At 48.3% G+C, this 17,273-nt stretch carries 19 protein-coding genes; 3 read left to right on the top strand and 16 right to left on the bottom strand.

Annotated features, from left to right (window positions below; translation table 11 throughout):
- Positions 1–107: 107 nt before the first annotated feature.
- From ytxJ to ACQE26_RS09710, 8 genes are all read right to left on the bottom strand, one after another.
- A complete protein-coding gene (gene ytxJ, locus ACQE26_RS09745; protein ID WP_500471399.1) occupies positions 108–434 on the bottom strand; it encodes a bacillithiol system redox-active protein YtxJ in 327 nt (108 codons plus the stop codon).
- A 25-nt stretch (positions 435–459) separates the two neighbouring features.
- A complete protein-coding gene (locus ACQE26_RS09740) occupies positions 460–873 on the bottom strand; it encodes a YtxH domain-containing protein (protein ID WP_003152380.1) in 414 nt (137 codons plus the stop codon).
- A 32-nt stretch (positions 874–905) separates the two neighbouring features.
- Positions 906–1,328 carry a DUF948 domain-containing protein gene (locus ACQE26_RS09735; protein ID WP_500471398.1) on the bottom strand — a complete coding sequence of 141 codons (423 nt, stop codon included), beginning with the start codon at positions 1,326–1,328 and terminating at the stop codon, positions 906–908.
- 155 nt (positions 1,329–1,483) lie between these two features.
- Positions 1,484–2,782, bottom strand: coding sequence for a UDP-N-acetylmuramate--L-alanine ligase (gene murC / locus ACQE26_RS09730; protein WP_016938542.1), 1,299 nt, complete (start codon positions 2,780–2,782; stop codon positions 1,484–1,486).
- Positions 2,783–3,021: 239 nt separating this feature from the next.
- Complete coding sequence (locus ACQE26_RS09725; RefSeq protein ID WP_500471396.1) at positions 3,022–5,619, bottom strand: DNA translocase FtsK; 2,598 nt, start codon at positions 5,617–5,619, stop codon at positions 3,022–3,024.
- A gap of 167 nt (positions 5,620–5,786) precedes the next feature.
- Positions 5,787–6,392 (bottom strand): YtpR family tRNA-binding protein, encoded by a 606-nt coding sequence (gene ytpR / locus ACQE26_RS09720; RefSeq protein WP_438420410.1) that lies wholly within the window; start codon positions 6,390–6,392, stop codon positions 5,787–5,789.
- A gap of 14 nt (positions 6,393–6,406) precedes the next feature.
- Entirely contained in the window at positions 6,407–7,216 is an 810-nt protein-coding gene (locus ACQE26_RS09715; RefSeq protein ID WP_016938539.1) for a DUF1444 domain-containing protein, read from the bottom strand.
- Positions 7,217–7,231: 15 nt separating this feature from the next.
- Complete coding sequence (locus ACQE26_RS09710; RefSeq protein WP_500471395.1) at positions 7,232–7,555, bottom strand: thioredoxin family protein; 324 nt, start codon at positions 7,553–7,555, stop codon at positions 7,232–7,234.
- Between the two features lie 197 nt (positions 7,556–7,752).
- On the opposite strand from ACQE26_RS09710, the gene ACQE26_RS09705 reads away from it, so the two are divergent.
- Positions 7,753–8,199 carry a YtoQ family protein gene (locus ACQE26_RS09705; protein ID WP_016938538.1) on the top strand — a complete coding sequence of 149 codons (447 nt, stop codon included), beginning with the start codon at positions 7,753–7,755 and terminating at the stop codon, positions 8,197–8,199.
- A 32-nt stretch (positions 8,200–8,231) separates the two neighbouring features.
- Here ACQE26_RS09705 and ACQE26_RS09700 read toward each other — a convergent pair whose 3' ends face one another.
- The gene (locus ACQE26_RS09700) at positions 8,232–9,305 is read right to left on the bottom strand and encodes a M42 family metallopeptidase (RefSeq protein ID WP_099744786.1); all 1,074 of its coding nucleotides are present in this window, start codon (positions 9,303–9,305) and stop codon (positions 8,232–8,234) included.
- Positions 9,306–9,462: 157 nt separating this feature from the next.
- Between ACQE26_RS09700 and ACQE26_RS09695 the strand changes: the two genes are divergently transcribed.
- Positions 9,463–9,780 carry a PepSY domain-containing protein gene (locus ACQE26_RS09695; protein ID WP_003152366.1) on the top strand — a complete coding sequence of 106 codons (318 nt, stop codon included), beginning with the start codon at positions 9,463–9,465 and terminating at the stop codon, positions 9,778–9,780.
- A gap of 55 nt (positions 9,781–9,835) precedes the next feature.
- On the opposite strand, the gene ACQE26_RS09690 is transcribed toward ACQE26_RS09695, so the two are convergent.
- The 3 genes from ACQE26_RS09690 to trmB form a co-directional block, all read right to left on the bottom strand.
- Positions 9,836–11,533: an NAD-dependent malic enzyme gene (locus ACQE26_RS09690; RefSeq protein WP_500471393.1), complete on the bottom strand. Its 1,698-nt coding sequence runs from the start codon at positions 11,531–11,533 to the stop codon at positions 9,836–9,838.
- A gap of 80 nt (positions 11,534–11,613) precedes the next feature.
- A complete protein-coding gene (locus tag ACQE26_RS09685) occupies positions 11,614–12,459 on the bottom strand; it encodes a YtnP family quorum-quenching lactonase (RefSeq protein ID WP_060964523.1) in 846 nt (281 codons plus the stop codon).
- A gap of 58 nt (positions 12,460–12,517) precedes the next feature.
- Complete coding sequence (gene trmB, locus ACQE26_RS09680; RefSeq protein WP_016938534.1) at positions 12,518–13,171, bottom strand: tRNA (guanosine(46)-N7)-methyltransferase TrmB; 654 nt, start codon at positions 13,169–13,171, stop codon at positions 12,518–12,520.
- 185 nt (positions 13,172–13,356) lie between these two features.
- Between trmB and ACQE26_RS09675 the strand changes: the two genes are divergently transcribed.
- The gene (locus tag ACQE26_RS09675) at positions 13,357–13,635 is read left to right on the top strand and encodes a YtzH-like family protein (RefSeq protein WP_003152357.1); all 279 of its coding nucleotides are present in this window, start codon (positions 13,357–13,359) and stop codon (positions 13,633–13,635) included.
- Here ACQE26_RS09675 and ACQE26_RS09670 read toward each other — a convergent pair whose 3' ends face one another.
- The 4 genes from ACQE26_RS09670 to thpR form a co-directional block, all read right to left on the bottom strand.
- Positions 13,636–14,433 carry a phosphotransferase family protein gene (locus ACQE26_RS09670; RefSeq protein WP_060965121.1) on the bottom strand — a complete coding sequence of 266 codons (798 nt, stop codon included), beginning with the start codon at positions 14,431–14,433 and terminating at the stop codon, positions 13,636–13,638.
- Between the two features lie 268 nt (positions 14,434–14,701).
- Positions 14,702–15,631, bottom strand: a complete 930-nt coding sequence (locus tag ACQE26_RS09665) for a YegS/Rv2252/BmrU family lipid kinase (RefSeq protein ID WP_500471392.1) — start codon at positions 15,629–15,631, stop codon at positions 14,702–14,704.
- 52 nt (positions 15,632–15,683) lie between these two features.
- Complete coding sequence (locus ACQE26_RS09660) at positions 15,684–16,616, bottom strand: hypothetical protein (RefSeq protein ID WP_438420416.1); 933 nt, start codon at positions 16,614–16,616, stop codon at positions 15,684–15,686.
- Between the two features lie 26 nt (positions 16,617–16,642).
- Positions 16,643–17,194, bottom strand: a complete 552-nt coding sequence (gene thpR, locus ACQE26_RS09655; RefSeq protein ID WP_438420417.1) for an RNA 2',3'-cyclic phosphodiesterase — start codon at positions 17,192–17,194, stop codon at positions 16,643–16,645.
- Positions 17,195–17,273 lie beyond the last annotated feature (79 nt).

The following is a 17,273-nucleotide window of genomic DNA, read 5'->3' as shown; positions in this document are numbered from 1 at the left end:
CTTTTATGCGTTGAAGTAGTGTATATTGATATCCTACATGATATGGCTGAAATGATCAATAGTTTTTTTCAAAAAAAAACCGCCGGTATCATCCGGCGGTCAGTAAATTATGAAAGGTGCTGCTCTATTGCGTTTTTTGTGATTTGGGAATGAGACGCATGCCATTTCACTTCGCCGTTTGTAATGACGAATACTTGCGGGCTTTCATGTTTCACACCGTATGTCTCGGCGATATAGTTTGAAAGCGGCCGGCTGTCCTGCACCTGCAGGTAATAAGAAGGCACTTCTGAATGCTCTGATGCAAACGCGTCAAACTCCTGAAACGCCGCTTGGCTGATCGGGCAGGTTGTGCTGTGTTTCAAAAACACGAACGTGCTTTCTTTCTCAGTGGCATTTTTGAACTCTTCTTCTGACGATATCAGCTGCTTTGTCATGTCTGTTATCTCTCCTTATTGAAGATCAGCGATTTGCCTGACCGGCTTTTTCCCCTGCATCTTCCGCTTCGGCTTTGATGCTTTGGGCCGTGTCCTGCATTTCGCTTCTCGTCTCTTCGGCTTTCTCGGTTAGTGTGCTCTTAGAACGGTCTTTTAAATCCTTCACTTTATTCATAATCTGGCCTGACTGATCAGCTACCAGCTGGGTGATGTTAGATGTTTTGTCCTTGGCGATGCTGACATATTGAGAGCCTTTTTCTTTCGCGTCGGCCGTCATTCTGTCCGTCTTATCCTTCAATGCGGAAGCCTGGCTGCCGAGATCGTCGCGCAGCTCCTTGCCTGATTTAGGCGCCAGAAACAAAGCCGTTGTCGCGCCGATGATTCCCCCGATCAGCGTTCCGATTAAAAAATCCTTACTATTGATTCCATCTTTGCTCATTATGATTCCTCCTTAGTGGATTTGTCTTATGATTAAAGCGATGTTTTTTTCTTTTGCTTCCACTTGTCCCATATTTCCATAGCGGCCTGGCTCCAGGTGACAACCTGACTGACCTTATCCTGGTTCTCTCTGACAGAGGCCGAAACGGAACCGGCTGCCTGCTTTATGGATGTATTAAACTGCTGGACGGAAGTTCCCACTTCCTGCACAGCATGGACAACCGTATTTAATTTCTCTGATTTTTCCTGAATGTCTTCCGCGAGACGGTTTGTCTTATGTAACAGCTCGGTTGTCTCTGCGGTAATGCCCTTCATCTGCCCTTCAAGGCCGTCTAAAGTCGACGCTACGTTTGTTAAAGTCATCTGCACGGACTTTAATGTTTTGGACAGATAAATGACGAGGATAAGAAATGCTACGGCAATGAGTGCGACGCTTAAGTAAAGAATGATAATCATCTAATACCTCCTTATTGCAGGATATAATGGTATATACCCAATTATTAAAATGATAAACATATATGAAAGGGGCTGTATGTATACTATTTCTCCGTTTATCGGTAAATCCCTTTGCGCACGCACAAAAAAGCAGTGAGAGCCCCACTGCTTTTTTGTTACGCTATGACGTTTTCATAGGCCCTCATATATTTTTGAATGTCTCCGGCGCCCATAAAGATCAGCACTGCGTCTTTATGCGCTTTTAACACGGATGTGTCATTCTCTTCAATGAGTTCTGCGTTATCGATTTTTTCCTGCAGATCCGTGATGGTGAGTTTGCCGACGTTCTCGCGGGCAGATCCGAAAATGTCGCACAGATACACGCGATCGGCCGCGCTCAAGCTTTCTGCAAATTCATCAAGGAATGATTGCGTCCGTGTAAACGTATGCGGCTGGAATACCGCGATGATTTCACGTTCCGGATATTTTTGGCGAGCCGCCTCAATCGTGACTTTAATTTCAGTCGGATGGTGGGCGTAGTCGTCTATCAGCACCTGGCTGCCGATCACTTTTTCATTGAATCTGCGTTTGACGCCGCCGAATGATTCAAGTCCGCGTTTAATCATGTTCACGTCTATCTCTTCATAGTGGCAGAGCGCAATGACCGCTAATGAATTGAGGACATTGTGATGGCCGTATGCCGGGATGTAGAACGTATCGTAAAACGTATTGCGGACAAAGACGTCAAATGTCGTGCCTTCCGTATTTTTTACGATGTTTCTCGCTTGAAAATCGTTTTCTTCTCCCGTGCCGTAATAAACAACAGGCACATTGGCGTGAATTTTCGGCAGATACTCGTCATCACCGCAGGCAATGATGCCTTTGTTGACTTGAAGCGCCATGTTTTGGAAAGCATCAAACACATCGTCAATGTTGGCGAAATAATCAGGGTGATCAAAATCAATATTCGTCATGATCGCATAATCAGGCTGATAGCTTAAGAAATGACGGCGGTACTCGCAGGCTTCAAATACAAAGTATTCGCTGCTTTCATTTCCTCTGCCCGTCCCGTCTCCGATAAGAAACGAAGTCGGCTTCGCCTGCTGCATCACGTGTGCCAAGAGACCCGTAGTGGACGTCTTGCCGTGTGCGCCCGTAACCGCGACACTTGTATATTTTTTCATATATTCAGCTAAAAATTTATGATATCTGATAACAGGAATTCCTTCAGCGAGCGCCTTTGCGATTTCCGGATGAGAATCAGGGAATGCGTTTCCGGCGATAACCGTTAAGCCCGGTTTGATGTTATCGGGGCTGAACGGATAGATCGGGATATTTCTTTTTTCAAGGGCAGCCTGAGTAAAAATCTGCTTCTCGATATCCGATCCCTGCACCTGATACCCTGTATCATGCAGGATTTGAGCAAGCGGGCTCATACCTGTCCCTTTTATTCCAACAAAATGATAAACAGTCATAATCGTACCTCCAACAAACGTCTATCTGTTCCCCAGTATATGACGCTCATTTCATTTTGCGACCGCCGCGGGCGAAAAGCCCGCACAGCGGCGCTTCCATTTATTTTTACGTTATCGTCAGTATCTGTAACTTTCTTTTTGATTAAACCTGCCGCATGATATTTCAGCGCGTGACAGTGATGCTGTTTGATGGTCCATCCATTATCATACCATGTTTGTGAGAAAAATGAACGATATTCTTATTCTTGAGTAATGTCAGCAGCCGTAATCAGCACTTCGCGGGGTTTGCTGCCCTTCGCTTCTGAGATCATGCCTTCAGCTTCCATCATGTCAATCAGCCTCGCCGCACGGTTATAGCCGATCCTGAACCTTCTTTGAAGGCTGGAGGTGCTGGCGCTGTTTTGCTCCACGACAAATTGGCACGCCTCAGGAAACAGCTCGTCCTCTTCCTTGAGGGCGGTTCCCTGCCTGATCAGTTCTTCCTGTTCAAACAAATAAGAAGGCGGGAGCTGCTTTCTGACATGAGAGACGACGCGGTCGATCTCGCTGTCTGAGACAAAGTTCCCCTGCAGACGCACCGGTTTACCGGTACCGTTTTCCCAGTACAGCATGTCGCCTTTTCCGAGCAGCTTTTCCGCTCCCGCCATGTCGATAATCGTTCTGGAATCGACCTGACTTGAGACGGAGAATGCGATCCTCGTCGGGATGTTCGCCTTGATCATGCCGGTAATGACATCGACAGACGGACGCTGTGTCGCGACGAGGAGATGAATGCCGCAGGCTCTCGCTTTCTGCGCGATTCTGGCAATGCTTTCTTCCACATCGTTCGGCGCGACCATCATTAAATCGGCAAGCTCATCAATAACCACTACGAGGTACGGGAGCTTTTCGCCTGTCTTATGATCGGCCGTTAATTCATTAAAGCGGCCGATATCTCTCACACCCGAATGGGCAAACAGTTCATACCGCCGTTCCATCTCTTCCACAACCCATTTTAACGCCGCGGTTGCGGCTTTGGCGTCCGTGATGACAGGGCTGACCAAATGCGGAATTTTGTTATAAGGCGCAAGCTCGACCATTTTCGGATCAATCAAAAGCACTTTGACCTCGCTCGGATCTGCCTTATAAAGCAGACTGACCAAAATGGTATTGATGCAGACGCTTTTTCCCGATCCTGTCGCACCCGCAATCAAGCCGTGCGGCATTTTTTTCAAATCAATGACGACCGGATTGCCGGAAATATCGACACCGAGCGCGGCTGTAAGCGGAGACGGATTCGTCCTGAAAGCGGCGCTTCTGATCATCTGCCGTAAATCAACGACCTTGCTTACGCGGTTCGGAACTTCAATGCCGATCGTGTTTTTGCCGGGGATCGGCGCCTCAATGCGAATATCCTTGGCAGATAAACTCAGCTTTATATCATCTGCTAAGTTTGTAATTTTGTTTACTTTCACTCCCGGCTCAGGATGCACTTCAAATCTTGTGACGGACGGGCCTTGTGTGACATGAACAACTTGGGCGCGCACATTAAAGTTTTTCAGTGTAACGTTTAAAAGCTCGCGCTGTTCTTCAATCCATGATTGGTCGTCATGTCTCTGCGCCGGCGGTACGTCCAGAAGCGACAGATTCGGGAAAACATAGCCCGCACCGCTTTCTGACGTCTTCATCTGCTTGTGTTTATCGCTTTTGAGCATCATGACGTTAAACGGAACATTGCGCTCTTTCGGCCGCTCCGCCGTTTTTACGGGCTGTTCGTAATTCTTCGTTTTTTCTTCGGCAGGCGGGGCCGGGGCTTCGGCCGGCTCGATGACTGCAGATTCAGGCTCCGGTTCAGAATGCTGAGGGGCTTCGTTGAACTCAGGCTGTTCATCTGCTTTTTGTTCCGCGTCAGCTTCAGGCGATTCAGACCGGGCTTCAGACTGCGGCTGAACTTCCTCTTCATACCCGGGTTCTGAGTATGTATATACCGGTTCCCCAGCGGTTTCAAAAGCTTGAGCGGCTTCCGTCTCAGGCTGCTGATACTCCTCCTGCTGCGGCGCTTGTTCTTCTGTGTGTTCAGACGGCCGGGACGCTTCATACTCAGTCTCATTTAAAGGCTGCGGCTCGGTTTGTTCCAGCTCTTGTTGATCTGTATAGCCGGCAGGTTCCGTGCTTTCCGGCTGCTGCAGGTCTTTAGCCTCGCGCGGTTCTGATGCTCTGTACACTTGCTCTTTTGCATTCTCAGCCTCAGTGTGCGGCTGCTCTTTTTTGGCGGCCTGGAATTCTTCCGTTTCTTGTTTCACAGACGGTTCCGGCCGGGTGTCCGTCTGTTTTGTCATGGCGGATGCTGTGAATGCGGGCTCTTTTTCCGTTTCCTGACCGGACTTTGGCGGAACAAATTGCTCCTCTGACAGCAATGTCACGCTCTCTTCACGCTGTTTTTGCGGATTAGGCGCTTTTTTAATGCTGTGCTGAGATTGAAAACCGTAGACCGGTGAAGGAATGGATGTCGGTTTAAAGGGCTTTTTCACCGGCTCCGGCTCTTCATATGTATGCTGCTTCCGCTCCCGCTCCGTATGCTCCTTCCCGGCGGCATATCCCCGGGACGGCTGGCGGCGTTCATGCCTTTCCTGCTGTCTTTGTTCCGTTCTCTTATAGCCGTCCGGAACGATGGGAAAGCGGAAATTCCCTTTCGGATATTCGTAATATATTTTAGGATCTTCCATGCGCGTTAATTTGCCTTCTGGCTGATCCGGTATCTGCTGTTTCGGGATTTGGGCATGTGTGTTCGGTTCATGTTCATGCTCTTCTTCTTTTTCACCTAAAAATAAGTCAAAAAATTTATTCAGCCAACTCATGTTTAATCACTCTCTAACTCCCTTATTAGTAGTCTGGGACGATATTTAGTATACCACTGCCGGGCGGCTCAGAAAAGATTAAGCTCCCAACTGAAGAAAGCCGTTAAGCAGGCCTGCTTAACGGCTTTCTCTCACATCATTCGATTCTGTGCGCTTATTTATGGGAGTTAGAATTGAAATGCTTCGCCGGCCTGGCGGCTGTCTTCAAGAACGAGAATGCCTTTTTCCGACGGTGCATCCGGCAAAGCGAGTTCTTTCGCGGAGCAGATCATACCGCTTGACGGAACGCCTCTTAATTCAGCGTCTTTAATGACAAGCCCGCTCGGCATCACCGCGCCGACTTTAGCGACGACGACTTTTTGTCCTTTGTCTACGTTCGGCGCGCCGCAAACGATTTGAAGGGTTTCCTCTCCCACATTCACTTGGCAGATATTCAGTTTATCCGCATTCGGATGTTTTTCTTTCGATTCAACGTGACCGACAACAAATTTCGGAGAAAGGTCAACCGTCAGCGTTTCTGAAACACCGTTTCTGTTCAGTATTTCATTCACGTCCTGAACGAATGTCTCAGACAAAGCGACAGGGCCATTGTCCTCAATCTGTAAATAAGAAGACACGTTAAAAATATTAAAGCCCGTCGTTTCTTTTGTTTCTTTGTTAAAGATTCTGACGACATCGCCTTCTCTTTCATAGCCGATTTCTTCACGTGCTGCATCTTTAAGAGAGATCAGAAGCGTATCTCCCACACCTTCTTTATTGTAAAAAGCGTTCATAAGAAAAATCCTTTCTAATCCTTTTTCGGCCGGCTTTTCGCCATGATAAACACAGGTTCCAGTCTGCCTTCATTATAGAGAAATGAAAGGGCCGTAATCGGCACCGTGCCGCTTGCAAAGAAGCTCATGGACATTTGCCCTAAAATATCATAACCCGATTCATTTCGAATGTCAGCAAGTATTAATACATCCTGATGCGGGACAGAAATCGCTAATTCGCCTTCAGCGGCCTGTTTGTATTCATGAAGAATCGAATCATTGAGAATCCGGCTGGCGTCATAGCCGTCATTCGCTCTGAAAAAATAAAAATAATTGCCCGCAACCGTATCCTGCTTTACGACCGAAGGGAGCGAGCGGAGATTGAATGATGCCGTTTCCCTGATCCGTTCTTTTGTCCAGTTTTCTTTCTCAAGCATCCGGCTGTCAATTAAGCGGTACGTCTTGCCGAGGTCAAGCGCGTAGTAGATTCTCGTTTCGGCGGTATGGTCATCATACACGAGCGGAATGCCGTCGCCCGTTTGATCAGGAAATGACGTGGAGCGGATCACCGGATAAATTCCGGCTTCCTTTCCGGACATCTCCTGTCCGCTTCCTCCCATCGCCTCCATCGCTTCTGACACATAGTAGACGATCTCGTCGATCGCTTCTTCTTTTTTCGTCTCCCACTTGGCGATGATCGGCGGAAGTTCTAATGTGATGCCTTTTTTGGTCGTTTGATCCTCAACACGGAGGGTGTCTTTTTCTCTGTCAAAAAAGAAGGATCGGTTCTCGTGCTGCAGGCGCTGTTTTAATAGATCCGACAGCTTCCTCGACGTCATCTTCAAAGCCCGTGGCCTCCTTTATGCTTTAGCAAGGGAATCGGTTAAAAATTGCTCGATTTCTTCTTTCGTTTTGCGGTCTTTGCTGACGAAGCGGTTCACTTCTTTTCCTCTGTTAAATACCACAAAACTCGGAATGCCGTAGATTTCCCATTCCGCACATGTATCGATAAATTGATCGCGGTCTACGTAGTAATAAGTGAATTCAGGAAAGTCCGCTTCCAGCTCAGGGAGAAACGGCTCCACAAAGCGGCAGTCCGGGCACCAATCCGCAGAAAACATAAATACCGCCCAATCGTCCTGTACCGCTTTTTGCAATTCTTCCGTGCTTTCAATCTTTTTCATTGTCATTCCTCCATCTGGATTTTGAGTTTTTTTGTATGCTGATGTTTGTCCAATTGGATCATACCAGACTGTTTACAGCAAGACCAACTATATGCAATATCATTATCATATTTCATTTGCATTATCAAGCAAGTTTCGTTTACCATTTTGCTTATAGCCGTACGAAAATCTGAATATGGAATAAGGAGGAGCAAAAGATGCAGTTTGTCGTATATTTAGCCGGTGAAATCCACAGCGATTGGCGGAACGAGATCAAGAACAAAGCAAAAGCGCTGCACCTGCCGATTACGTTTGTCGGACCGATGGAAAACCATGAGCGCTCAGACAATATCGGAGAAGAGATTATGGGCGAGCAGCCTGATTCTGTTTTAAAGGACGCCAGAGCTTCTGATATCAACAATTTCCGTACAGAGGTGCTGATGGAAAAAGCCGATTTTGTAATCGCCCTGTTTGGCGAGAAATATAAACAGTGGAATACCGCGATGGATGCTTCTTATGCCATCGCAAAAGGCAAGCCGCTCATTCTGATCCGCCCGAAAGAGCTGCACCATCCGCTGAAAGAGCTTTCCGGCAAAGCGAATATTACGGTGGAAACCGTCAATCAGGCGATGAAAGCACTCTCTTATTTATTTGAAACAGAATAAGCAGGCCGCCTTATGCGGGCCTGCTTATTTTTTCACACATTTTCTCTGATCGTTTCGACCGTCTGCTTGTCACTCGCCATGACCAGCTTAATGAGCATTTCTTTCGCCGCGGCATAATCATCGACATGGATGATGGCGGCATTTGTATGAATGTATCTTGAACAAATGCCGATGACGGCTGACGGAACCCCGCTGTTTGATATGTGAACCCGCCCGGCATCCGTTCCCCCGCCGGAAGCGAAATATTGATAAGGGATATTGTGCGTTTCCGCCATATCAAGGACGAACTCTCTCATCCCGCGGTGCATGACCGTCGTTCTGTCGAGGATGCGGAGCAGCACTCCCTCGCCGAGACGGCCGAACAGCTCCTTATCGCCGCTCATATCATTTGCCGGGCTGGCATCAAGCGCATAGAAGAGATCAGGCTGAATCATGTTGGCCGCTGTCTGCGCCCCTCTCAGGCCGACTTCCTCCTGAACGGTGGCCCCGGCGTACAGGTTGTTCGGCAGCTCTTTTCCGTGCAGCTCTTTTAATAATTCAATGCTTAATCCGCAGCCGTAGCGGTTATCCCACGCTTTGGACAATATTTTCTTCTCGTTGGCCATCGGGGTGAACGGGCAGACCGGCACGACCTGCTGACCCGGTCTGATCCCCATTTTGACCGCGTCCTCTCTGTCATCTGCACCGATATCAATCATCATATTTTTGATCTCCATCGGCTTTGCGCGCTGGGCATCCGTTAAAATGTGGGGCGGGATGCTTGAGATGACGCCGATGACAGGTCCGTTATCCGTCTGAACCTCGACGCGCTGGGCCAGAAGCACCTGGCTCCACCAGCCGCCGAGCGTCTGAAATCTCAGCATGCCGTTATCCGTAATCTGCGTCACCATAAATCCGACTTCATCCATATGGCCTGCTACCATAACAGTGGGCGCATCTTCAGCACCGCGCCTTACGCCGAAAACACTTCCGAGTCTGTCCTGCACGATGTCATCCGCATATTTCGCAAGCTCCCGTTTCATAAAGGAGCGGACCTGATGTTCATTTCCCGGTGCGCCGGGAAGCTGCGTCAGCGTCCGGAAAAGCGTTTTCGTTTCCTCATTCATATTTTCCCCTCATTTCTATGTAATGCTTTTATTTTATTAGAAAAACAACTGTTTTCCAAGCGGTCAGATTGAATGGGCTGTAAAACCGCCGCTTTACTTAACACCGTCTGGTATCTTCTGTATAATAAAAATACGACATAATTGGAGGTGCTTCATATTGAAACTACGTCATTTTCTCTTAGGTGCAGGAGTCGGATTATGCGCTGCCATCGCAGTGAAAAAGTATGCGATGAAACCTTATATCTCTTCAGAAAAAGCGCTCCGTATCGTGAAGGCGGCTTTTAAACAGCGCGGACCGATAGACGGATCGTGGATTTACACAGAGCCTGAGCCTTACCAGGTAAACGGAGAAACCATCCAGGTATACAAAACCGGTGTGACACGTTCGGCTTTCGGCGAGCTGGAGCAATATGAAGTCATGGTCAATGCAAAAACAGGCCAGATTGTCGATGTCATTGATTCTGTCGCCTCATAATTCGGACAAGCAAAAAATAAAGCCCAAAACCATCAGCGTTTTGGGCTTTATTCGGTTACATCGGCCGAATCCGTTTGTATACGGGGTGCCACATCTCGTCCTGCACCGTTTGGATCAGATCCTCGGGTTCCGTTTCCGCTACACCGTCCTGGATGGCCGCTTTTGCTACGGCTACCGCTACAGTTGCCGATACCGTTCTGAGATCTTCCACTTTCGGGAGCATCGGCGCCCCCGGCTTGCCGACATCCACCATACCGGCGATGGCATTCGCGCAGGCGACAAACATATTGTCCGTGATGAGCCTTGCCTTTGTCACAATCGTGCCGAGTCCGAGTCCCGGGAATACGAGCGCGTTGTTCGCCTGGCCGATATGGTACGTAACGCCGTTATACTCAACAGGCGGGAACGGACTGCCCGTCGTGACAAGCGCGCGGCCTTCCGTCCATTTAATTAAGTCTTCCGGTTTTGCTTCTGATAATGTGGTCGGATTTGACATCGGCAAAATAGCGGGCCGTTTAACATGTGATGCCATTTCTTTGACGATTTCTTCTGTAAATGCGCCTGATACAGTAGATGTGCCGATCAGAATCGTCGGCTTGGCCTGACGGACCGTCTCCGCCAGATCAATTGATCCGCCTTCACCGCTGCGGCTGTACTCTTTCACTTCATCGGCAGACCGGGCGTACGGAACCTGAAAATCACGCAAGTCTTTCATGTCATCCGTTAACAGTCCGTTTCTGTCGATACACCAAAAGCGGCTGTATGATTCTTCTTCGCTTAATCCGGCATGCACCATTGCTTCGCGCAGCTGCTCAGCAATTCCGATACCGGCCGTTCCCGCGCCGAAGACGACGACTTTATGTTCTTTTAAAGGCACTTTTGATGCTTTCGCGCAGGCTAAAACAGCTGCAAGCGACACCGCGCCCGTTCCTTGAATGTCATCGTTAAACGTACAGACTTTATTTTTATACCGTTTCAATATGCCGCGGGCGTTAGCCGTGCCGAAATCCTCCCAATGAAGCAGCGCATTCGGGAATGTTTCCCGGGCAAGCGAGACATACTCATCAATAAAGCGGTCATATTTCTCGCCGCGCACTCTTGAATGCTGGTTTCCGACGTAAAACGGGTCATTTAAGAGGCTTTCCTGATTCGTCCCCGCGTCCAATACGACCGCAAGCACTCGTGACGGGTCAATTCCGGCCGCTGCCGTATACACCGCAAGTTTTCCGACAGAAATGGCGATGCCGCCGACGCCCCAATCACCGATTCCCAGAATGCCCTCGGCATCTGTCGCAACGATTAAATCAATGTTTTCATTTTTTCCGAACTGCTGAAATGCGGCGCGCATTCCCTCAGGGTCATCTATCGACAAATACAGACCGCGGGGTTTTCTGTACTCATGGCTGTAACGCTGGATCGCGGTGCCGACTGTCGGCGTATATACGATCGGCAGCATTTCGCCTAAATGATCATTTAGCAGCCTGTAAAATAATGTTTCATTCCGGTCATGGAGAGCAGTCAAGTACACATTTTTGCTCAGCTCATCAGGCTGCGAACTGAACTGTTCGTAAGCCCGCTTCACCTGCTCTTCGATTGTCAATACCTTCGGCGGCAGAAATCCCTCGAGTCCGAGTTCCTTTCTTTCCTCTTGTGTAAAGGCCACCCCTTTATTTAAAAAAGGAGTAGAAAGAACTTCTAATCCGCGCAGAGTTGTTTTGATTTCTCCATCTGTTGTCACTTGAAATTGATTCACCTGTCTCTTCCTTTCAAAGCAATTTGTCTTAGGTTTGCTTTTATTCCCGAGATTCATACAGGTAAATCATTTGATTCCGCTTATTTTCTCTCCCGTTTGACAGACGCGGCCACTTCGCCGTCTTCGCCCCATTTTACGGCTCTGTAAATCGCGTCGTGATAGAAAATCAGCCAGGCGTCTTTCTCTGCCGCGAACGCCTGCCATTTTTGCTTTTGCGGAATGGAGGTCATCGGATAGTCATCATATGCCAGCACCCATAACGGATTTTTATGCGCATTTGTCGGCATCAGGTCGGCAAAATGCACAGCCGTTTCCCCTCCGTCTTCTACCACAATGACACTGTGTCCGTCACTGTGGCCGCCGGTGTGGTGCATCGCAATGCCTTCTGTGAGCTCATACGCGTTCTCAAAGGTCTCGACCTGATCTTGTACAGCCTCCCAATTTTCTCTCCAATATGTATTTTTCGATCTGATATTAGGGTTTCTCATTTCTTGCCACTCTGTCGCAGAAGTGATAATGCGGGCGTTCGGGAAAACAGAGACAAGCTCCTCTCCGCGGTATTCCGTCAGGCCGCATGCATGGTCAAAATGAAGATGGGTCATTGCCGCAATATGAATGTCTTCACAGGAAAGCCCGAGTTCACTCAGAGATTTTTTCAGATTGGACTCCTGCGTTACACCGTAATTCCTTTTCTGCTTATCGGAGAATTTCCCTCTGCCGATCCCCGCGTCAACCAAAATATTCAGGCCGTTTTTTCTGATCAGAATCGGGTCTGTTCTTAATTCAATCTGGTTTTTGTCGTTTACAGGGTATTTTCTCGACCATAAAGGCTTCGGGACAACGCCGAACATCGCTCCTCCGTCCATATGCGTTACACCGCCGTCCAGCCATGTTAATGAAATATTCCCAATATTCAATGTCTCCATCTTGATCCCTCCTGATGTAATCGTAGCAAATGGCGGCATAAAAAAACAGACTCCCGCATCAGAGTCTGTCTTTTGTTCTCCATTCAACTTCAGCCCGGTAAATCGGCTGGCCGAGCGCGGAGAATTTTTCTTCGTATTCTGTCATAATATTGCCTTTCGGATCGCTGTTGTGCAGATCGAGACTGACTTCCTTCAGAAGCAGGCCGTATTCGGAAAAACTTTTCAAAGAGTATTCAAACAACCCGCGGTTATCGGTTTTGAAATGAATCTCACCCGTTTCGCCCATGACTTCTTCGTATTTTTTCAAGAACGCTTTAAAGGTTAAACGGCGTTTTTCGTGACGGTTTTTCGGCCAAGGGTCAGAAAAGTTTAAATATACGCGCTTGATTTCTCCCCGTTCAAATACGTCATTCAGTGTTTCCGCGTCTATATTTAACAAACGGACATTGTGAGCCCCGCTGTCCTTTACTTTTTGGACGGCAGTGACGATGACGCTTTTAAACAGCTCAATTCCGATATAGTTGATATCCGGATTTTGCTTGGCCATTCCTGAAATGAACTGCCCTTTTCCCGTACCGACTTCAATATGGATCGGGTTGTCATTGCCAAAGACCGTGTTCCAACGCCCTTTATACTGAGCCGGATCACTGATGGCGATGTCAGCGTTCTCTGCCAGAAAATCATTCGCCCAAGGTTTATGGCGCATTCTCATATGATTGACACCTCTATCTATAATTTCGAGTAACAACATACCATGAAACAAAAAGAGCCGCAAGCGCCTTTTAAAGGCTCCGGCTGCATAAAAAAAGAGGCTCCCCGGTCCGGAACACTCATGTGATGCATAAAACCGCACCGCTTTGCACAATGTATGACACAGAAAGGATGTGTATATGAATCATGGGCTTAACAAGCGAACATCAGGTCCGGTTATTAAAGGACATACTGGCCGACCACCAATTGGATTGCTGCGGCACGGTTGCCGAGTATGAACAGCTCGAGCGCGTCATCAAATCACTGATGGCTAACACCGGGCTTGATTCAAATATAAAAAACGTGCTCGAGGATGTATACCGCTACAGCCAGTCCGGCATCACGGCCGATTCCATCGACACGCATATTCAGGAGCACCAAAACCATTTGTCCCAATGGGTGGAGCAGATGGATTCGTACTCCTGACTACTTGACAATCCGCTTCATCAGGGCATGAAGCTCTTCCATAGCATCATGGTACGCTTTGTCGTTCCCTTTTGATTTGTGCCAGGCGATGAAGGTGATGGTCTCTGATAACATGTACCACGCCATCCGCAGCCGAAGCCCTTCCGTGAGCTTCATGCCGTACATCCCAAGCCAGCTGTCCCACGCTGGCTCTTCGACGTAATGATACAATAAAGGGCCGAGATCCATGGCCGGATCAGCTATCATCGCGCCGTCCCAATCTATTAAATACAGCTGGTCGTCTTCAGACAAAAGCCAGTTATTATGATTCACATCACAATGGCAAACGACTTTTTCACCGAATTGCACTTGATCCACATGAGCTTCCAAATAAGCAAGGCCTTCCTGAATAAGCGGCGAAAATTGCCGCACAGCAAAGACGGCCTGCTTCAGCTGCGACAAAAGAGCGCCCGGATCGAGCGGTTCTTTCCCCAATCTTTTCAGCATGTCAAGCAAGGCTTTAGATGTGTGGATTTTGCGGAGCAGCTCAGCCACCGGGCGTCCGCTCATATCCTTCGGCTTCAGCTCTCTGCCCGTCATCCAATGCTGAGCCGTAATAACGTCTCCGTTTTCCATCCGTTTCGTCCAAACCAGCTTCGGAACAATGCCTTCGGCGGATAACACGGCTAAAAAGGGCGAGCTATTACGTTTTAAAAAAAGCTGTTGGCCGTTATGTTTCGCATAATATGCATCTCCTGTAGCTCCTCCGGCGGGGAAGATCTCCCAATCGCTACCTAGTAATTGTCCCAACCAGTTCATATCAATGTTCAACCCATCATTTCTTAAAATATTTTAGAATAGGCCTCCAGCCTTTCTCTTTCGGCGGAGCAGCCTGTCATAAACAATTTCTTGAGAATAAAAAAGACAGCTATTGAGAGTCTCATATGCTAATCAATAGCCGTCTTATAAATTTTAGCGCTACAGCACAAACTTCGTCAAGCAAAACTAGCAAGAACACCTGTGAATTCTGAAGATTTATGCCGCAAACCGTTCTTTGCCGAGAAAGATTTGACGGGTTTTATTTTTATTATGTTTTTATTTTTAACGGCGCTCCGCCCGGCATCAGCCGAAACGGCGTCGTTCCGACCAGTTCGCCGTCAGCGTGAAACGGAATTTTCCCATCTGTTTCAAAAATGAATTCCTTCCCCTTTATCATCGTCACTCCGTCCATTTTGATATGCCGGCCAAAGCTCATCGCCCATAAAAAACGATACAGCGAGAAAAAGGACAGGTTTTCCGCAATGACAATATCAAAATCGTTTTGGCGGGGATTTGCAGAAGGCGCCGCTTTCATACCGCCTCCGTAATAAGGATGATTTGCCGCAATGACAAACCAGACATTGCGGAATTCATGCCTTTGGCCGTCTGCCGTGCAGGCAAACCGGAACGGCTGAAACCCCGAGGCCGTATGTATATGCGCAAGCGGGTAAATCACAAAGCCGAGACGCAGAAACCGAAGAACACGCGAAAACGGAAACTCCGCGGCTGCCTTCGAAACCGAGGCGTCAAACCCTACAGACAGGTGGTTAATAAAATAAAGAGATTGTGCTTTGTCATGAAAAAAGTTGATGCTTCCCCCGAAAAATTTCCGTGTGAGCGGGCGGTGCAGACCTTTGATTTCATGGAGGAGCGCCGACTTCTTAACACCGAGGCCTTTGGAAAAGTCATTGTACGAACCGGCGGGCACAAAGGTCAGTTCAATCTGATCCATTCCTTTCAGTCCGTTAATGACTTCATGCATCGTGCCGTCACCGCCGATGACAAAAAGCCGCTTCAGCTTATGATCCTGCATCGTTGAAATCTGTCTCGCCAGCACTTCCGCATGCCCGGGATGTCCGGTCAGAAAGGAGCGGTGGCTGACACCGCGTCTGGTCAGCTCTTTTTGAACCGATTTCCAGACACGCCGTCCCCTCCCGCCTCCTGAGAACGGATTAATAATAAAAAACCATTGACTCATCGTTTGTTTTCACCTGCTTCATTGAAGAAGAGACAGCCTCCAAACGTCCGTTTTAATCAAGCCATTCCTGTCTCCGGTGTGAATGACTTAAGCCGTAAGACAAAAGTGCCTTCGCCGCCTTCAGCTGATGGTGCTTGATCGGCGCCGTATTTTTCCGCTGCTTTTCCAGCCACTCTGCGGCGGTCCGTTTATCGGCTATATCCAGCCCAAATGGCGGCTCCGGGTAATCAAAGTAAGACGTTCTGCTGAGCAAAAGCTTTCTGACGGGAATGTCGGCCTGCTTTTCTTTTACGATTTGCGAAACGACCGAGCCCGTGCGGTTCAGGCTGAGAGACGGATTTAATACTTGGCGCGTGCTGCCGGAACCCCTCTCTTCCCAAAAACGATGTTTTGATCCGATATATACGCTGTCCTCTTCAGCTTCCATAAAAGCAGCGCAGAAAATCTCCAGCGGGGAGATGATGATGATGCTCAGCTCGACGGACGCCTGCTGGATTTGAAGAACCGGATGATACATCACAAAATAGGAATCGGGCAGCTTTTGAGCAAGCATTTTTAATATCCTGTCCCTCTTGACCGCCTGCGAAAGCTCAGACTTTTGAGAAAGCGTGGAGCTCGCCCATTTTAATTGAAAGTCATACAGCTGTTCTTTGAAAAAAGACGCGAGCTCAGACTTTTGAGACGGAAGATTTCCGAACAGCGCCTCTTCTTCCTCCGGCTCATCAAACCATTGGTGCCTCTTTTCATTTATATCGGCCGTTTTTTCTTCTTTTCTCTTTTTTAAGAAAAATTTTTTTCGGGCCGGCGTTTGGCCGGTTTCACCGCCTCCAGCCGTTTCTGTTTCTTTTTCTTCCGTTTTCCGGTCAAACGCTTCAAGGAGAGTCTCCCAGCGTTCTTTCTTCAGCCGGATAAACTGGTTCATATAATGATATGGATCGAGCTCATATCTTGAAATGCAATCGTGTATTTTGATGATCTGTGCCATGTGATTTCCCCACTCCGAATATTTGTTTATGTCAATTGAAACTGTGCGATTTCTTCGTATTTAGGCGACCGGTCAAGGTGGGTCTGAAACAGGGAAAACCGGCTGACGGCGCTTTGCACCCTGCCGCTTTCAAACGGCACATCGTCCGGAAACGGCCGGTCTCCCGCCCACTTCCGCGCCATCGTCATATGAGGATGATACGGCCGTTTTTCCACTTGAAAACCGGCTTTCAAAACAGCCTGTTTTGTTTTTTCCCGCAAATCAAAGAGCCGTTCATTCTGTTCAGGTTCTAGGTGAAGCACTCTCGGCTGTCTGCGGTCGCCGAAAACATCCAGCTGCTGAAACTGTACCGTAAACGGCTGCGCTTTCGACGCAGCATCTGCGAGCAAAGGCAATAGTTTCGCAAGCCGGGCTTCATCCGCGGCCCCGAGAAAAATGAGTGTAATATGATAGTCATGCGGATGCACCCATTTTTTGAATGTTAACGCCGGCTCCTTTCTGGCTGCTTCCCAAATCGGTTCAGCAATGTCAGCAGGAATCGGAATGCCGATAAAATAATGCGGCAATGAAGCTTTCATATGAGGATCTCCCCCTCTTTTGTTATGGTGTTAATTATAAAACGGATAAGCGGAGAGGAGAACCCTGTCCGCTTATTAT

The organism is Bacillus sp. 5RYD7K (assembly GCF_059831465.1).
This window is presented reverse-complemented; position numbering and strand designations above follow the sequence as displayed.

Bases quoted from the DNA above. Each gene is read 5' to 3' on its own strand.
- ytxJ (WP_500471399.1), bottom strand. From the start codon at position 434: ATGACAAAGCAGCTGATATCGTCAGAAGAAGAGTTCAAAAATGCCACT.
- ACQE26_RS09740 (WP_003152380.1), bottom strand. From the start codon at position 873: ATGAGCAAAGATGGAATCAATAGTAAGGATTTTTTAATCGGAACGCTG.
- ACQE26_RS09735 (WP_500471398.1), bottom strand. From the start codon at position 1,328: ATGATTATCATTCTTTACTTAAGCGTCGCACTCATTGCCGTAGCATTT.
- murC (WP_016938542.1), bottom strand. From the start codon at position 2,782: ATGACTGTTTATCATTTTGTTGGAATAAAAGGGACAGGTATGAGCCCG.
- ACQE26_RS09725 (WP_500471396.1), bottom strand. From the start codon at position 5,619: ATGAGTTGGCTGAATAAATTTTTTGACTTATTTTTAGGTGAAAAAGAA.
- ytpR (WP_438420410.1), bottom strand. From the start codon at position 6,392: ATGAACGCTTTTTACAATAAAGAAGGTGTGGGAGATACGCTTCTGATC.
- ACQE26_RS09710 (WP_500471395.1), bottom strand. From the start codon at position 7,555: ATGAAAAAGATTGAAAGCACGGAAGAATTGCAAAAAGCGGTACAGGAC.
- ACQE26_RS09705 (WP_016938538.1), top strand. From the start codon at position 7,753: ATGCAGTTTGTCGTATATTTAGCCGGTGAAATCCACAGCGATTGGCGG.
- ACQE26_RS09700 (WP_099744786.1), bottom strand. From the start codon at position 9,305: ATGAATGAGGAAACGAAAACGCTTTTCCGGACGCTGACGCAGCTTCCC.
- ACQE26_RS09685 (WP_060964523.1), bottom strand. From the start codon at position 12,459: ATGGAGACATTGAATATTGGGAATATTTCATTAACATGGCTGGACGGC.
- trmB (WP_016938534.1), bottom strand. From the start codon at position 13,171: ATGAGAATGCGCCATAAACCTTGGGCGAATGATTTTCTGGCAGAGAAC.
- ACQE26_RS09675 (WP_003152357.1), top strand. From the start codon at position 13,357: ATGGGCTTAACAAGCGAACATCAGGTCCGGTTATTAAAGGACATACTG.
- ACQE26_RS09670 (WP_060965121.1), bottom strand. From the start codon at position 14,433: ATGAACTGGTTGGGACAATTACTAGGTAGCGATTGGGAGATCTTCCCC.
- ACQE26_RS09665 (WP_500471392.1), bottom strand. From the start codon at position 15,631: ATGAGTCAATGGTTTTTTATTATTAATCCGTTCTCAGGAGGCGGGAGG.
- ACQE26_RS09660 (WP_438420416.1), bottom strand. From the start codon at position 16,616: ATGGCACAGATCATCAAAATACACGATTGCATTTCAAGATATGAGCTC.
- thpR (WP_438420417.1), bottom strand. From the start codon at position 17,194: ATGAAAGCTTCATTGCCGCATTATTTTATCGGCATTCCGATTCCTGCT.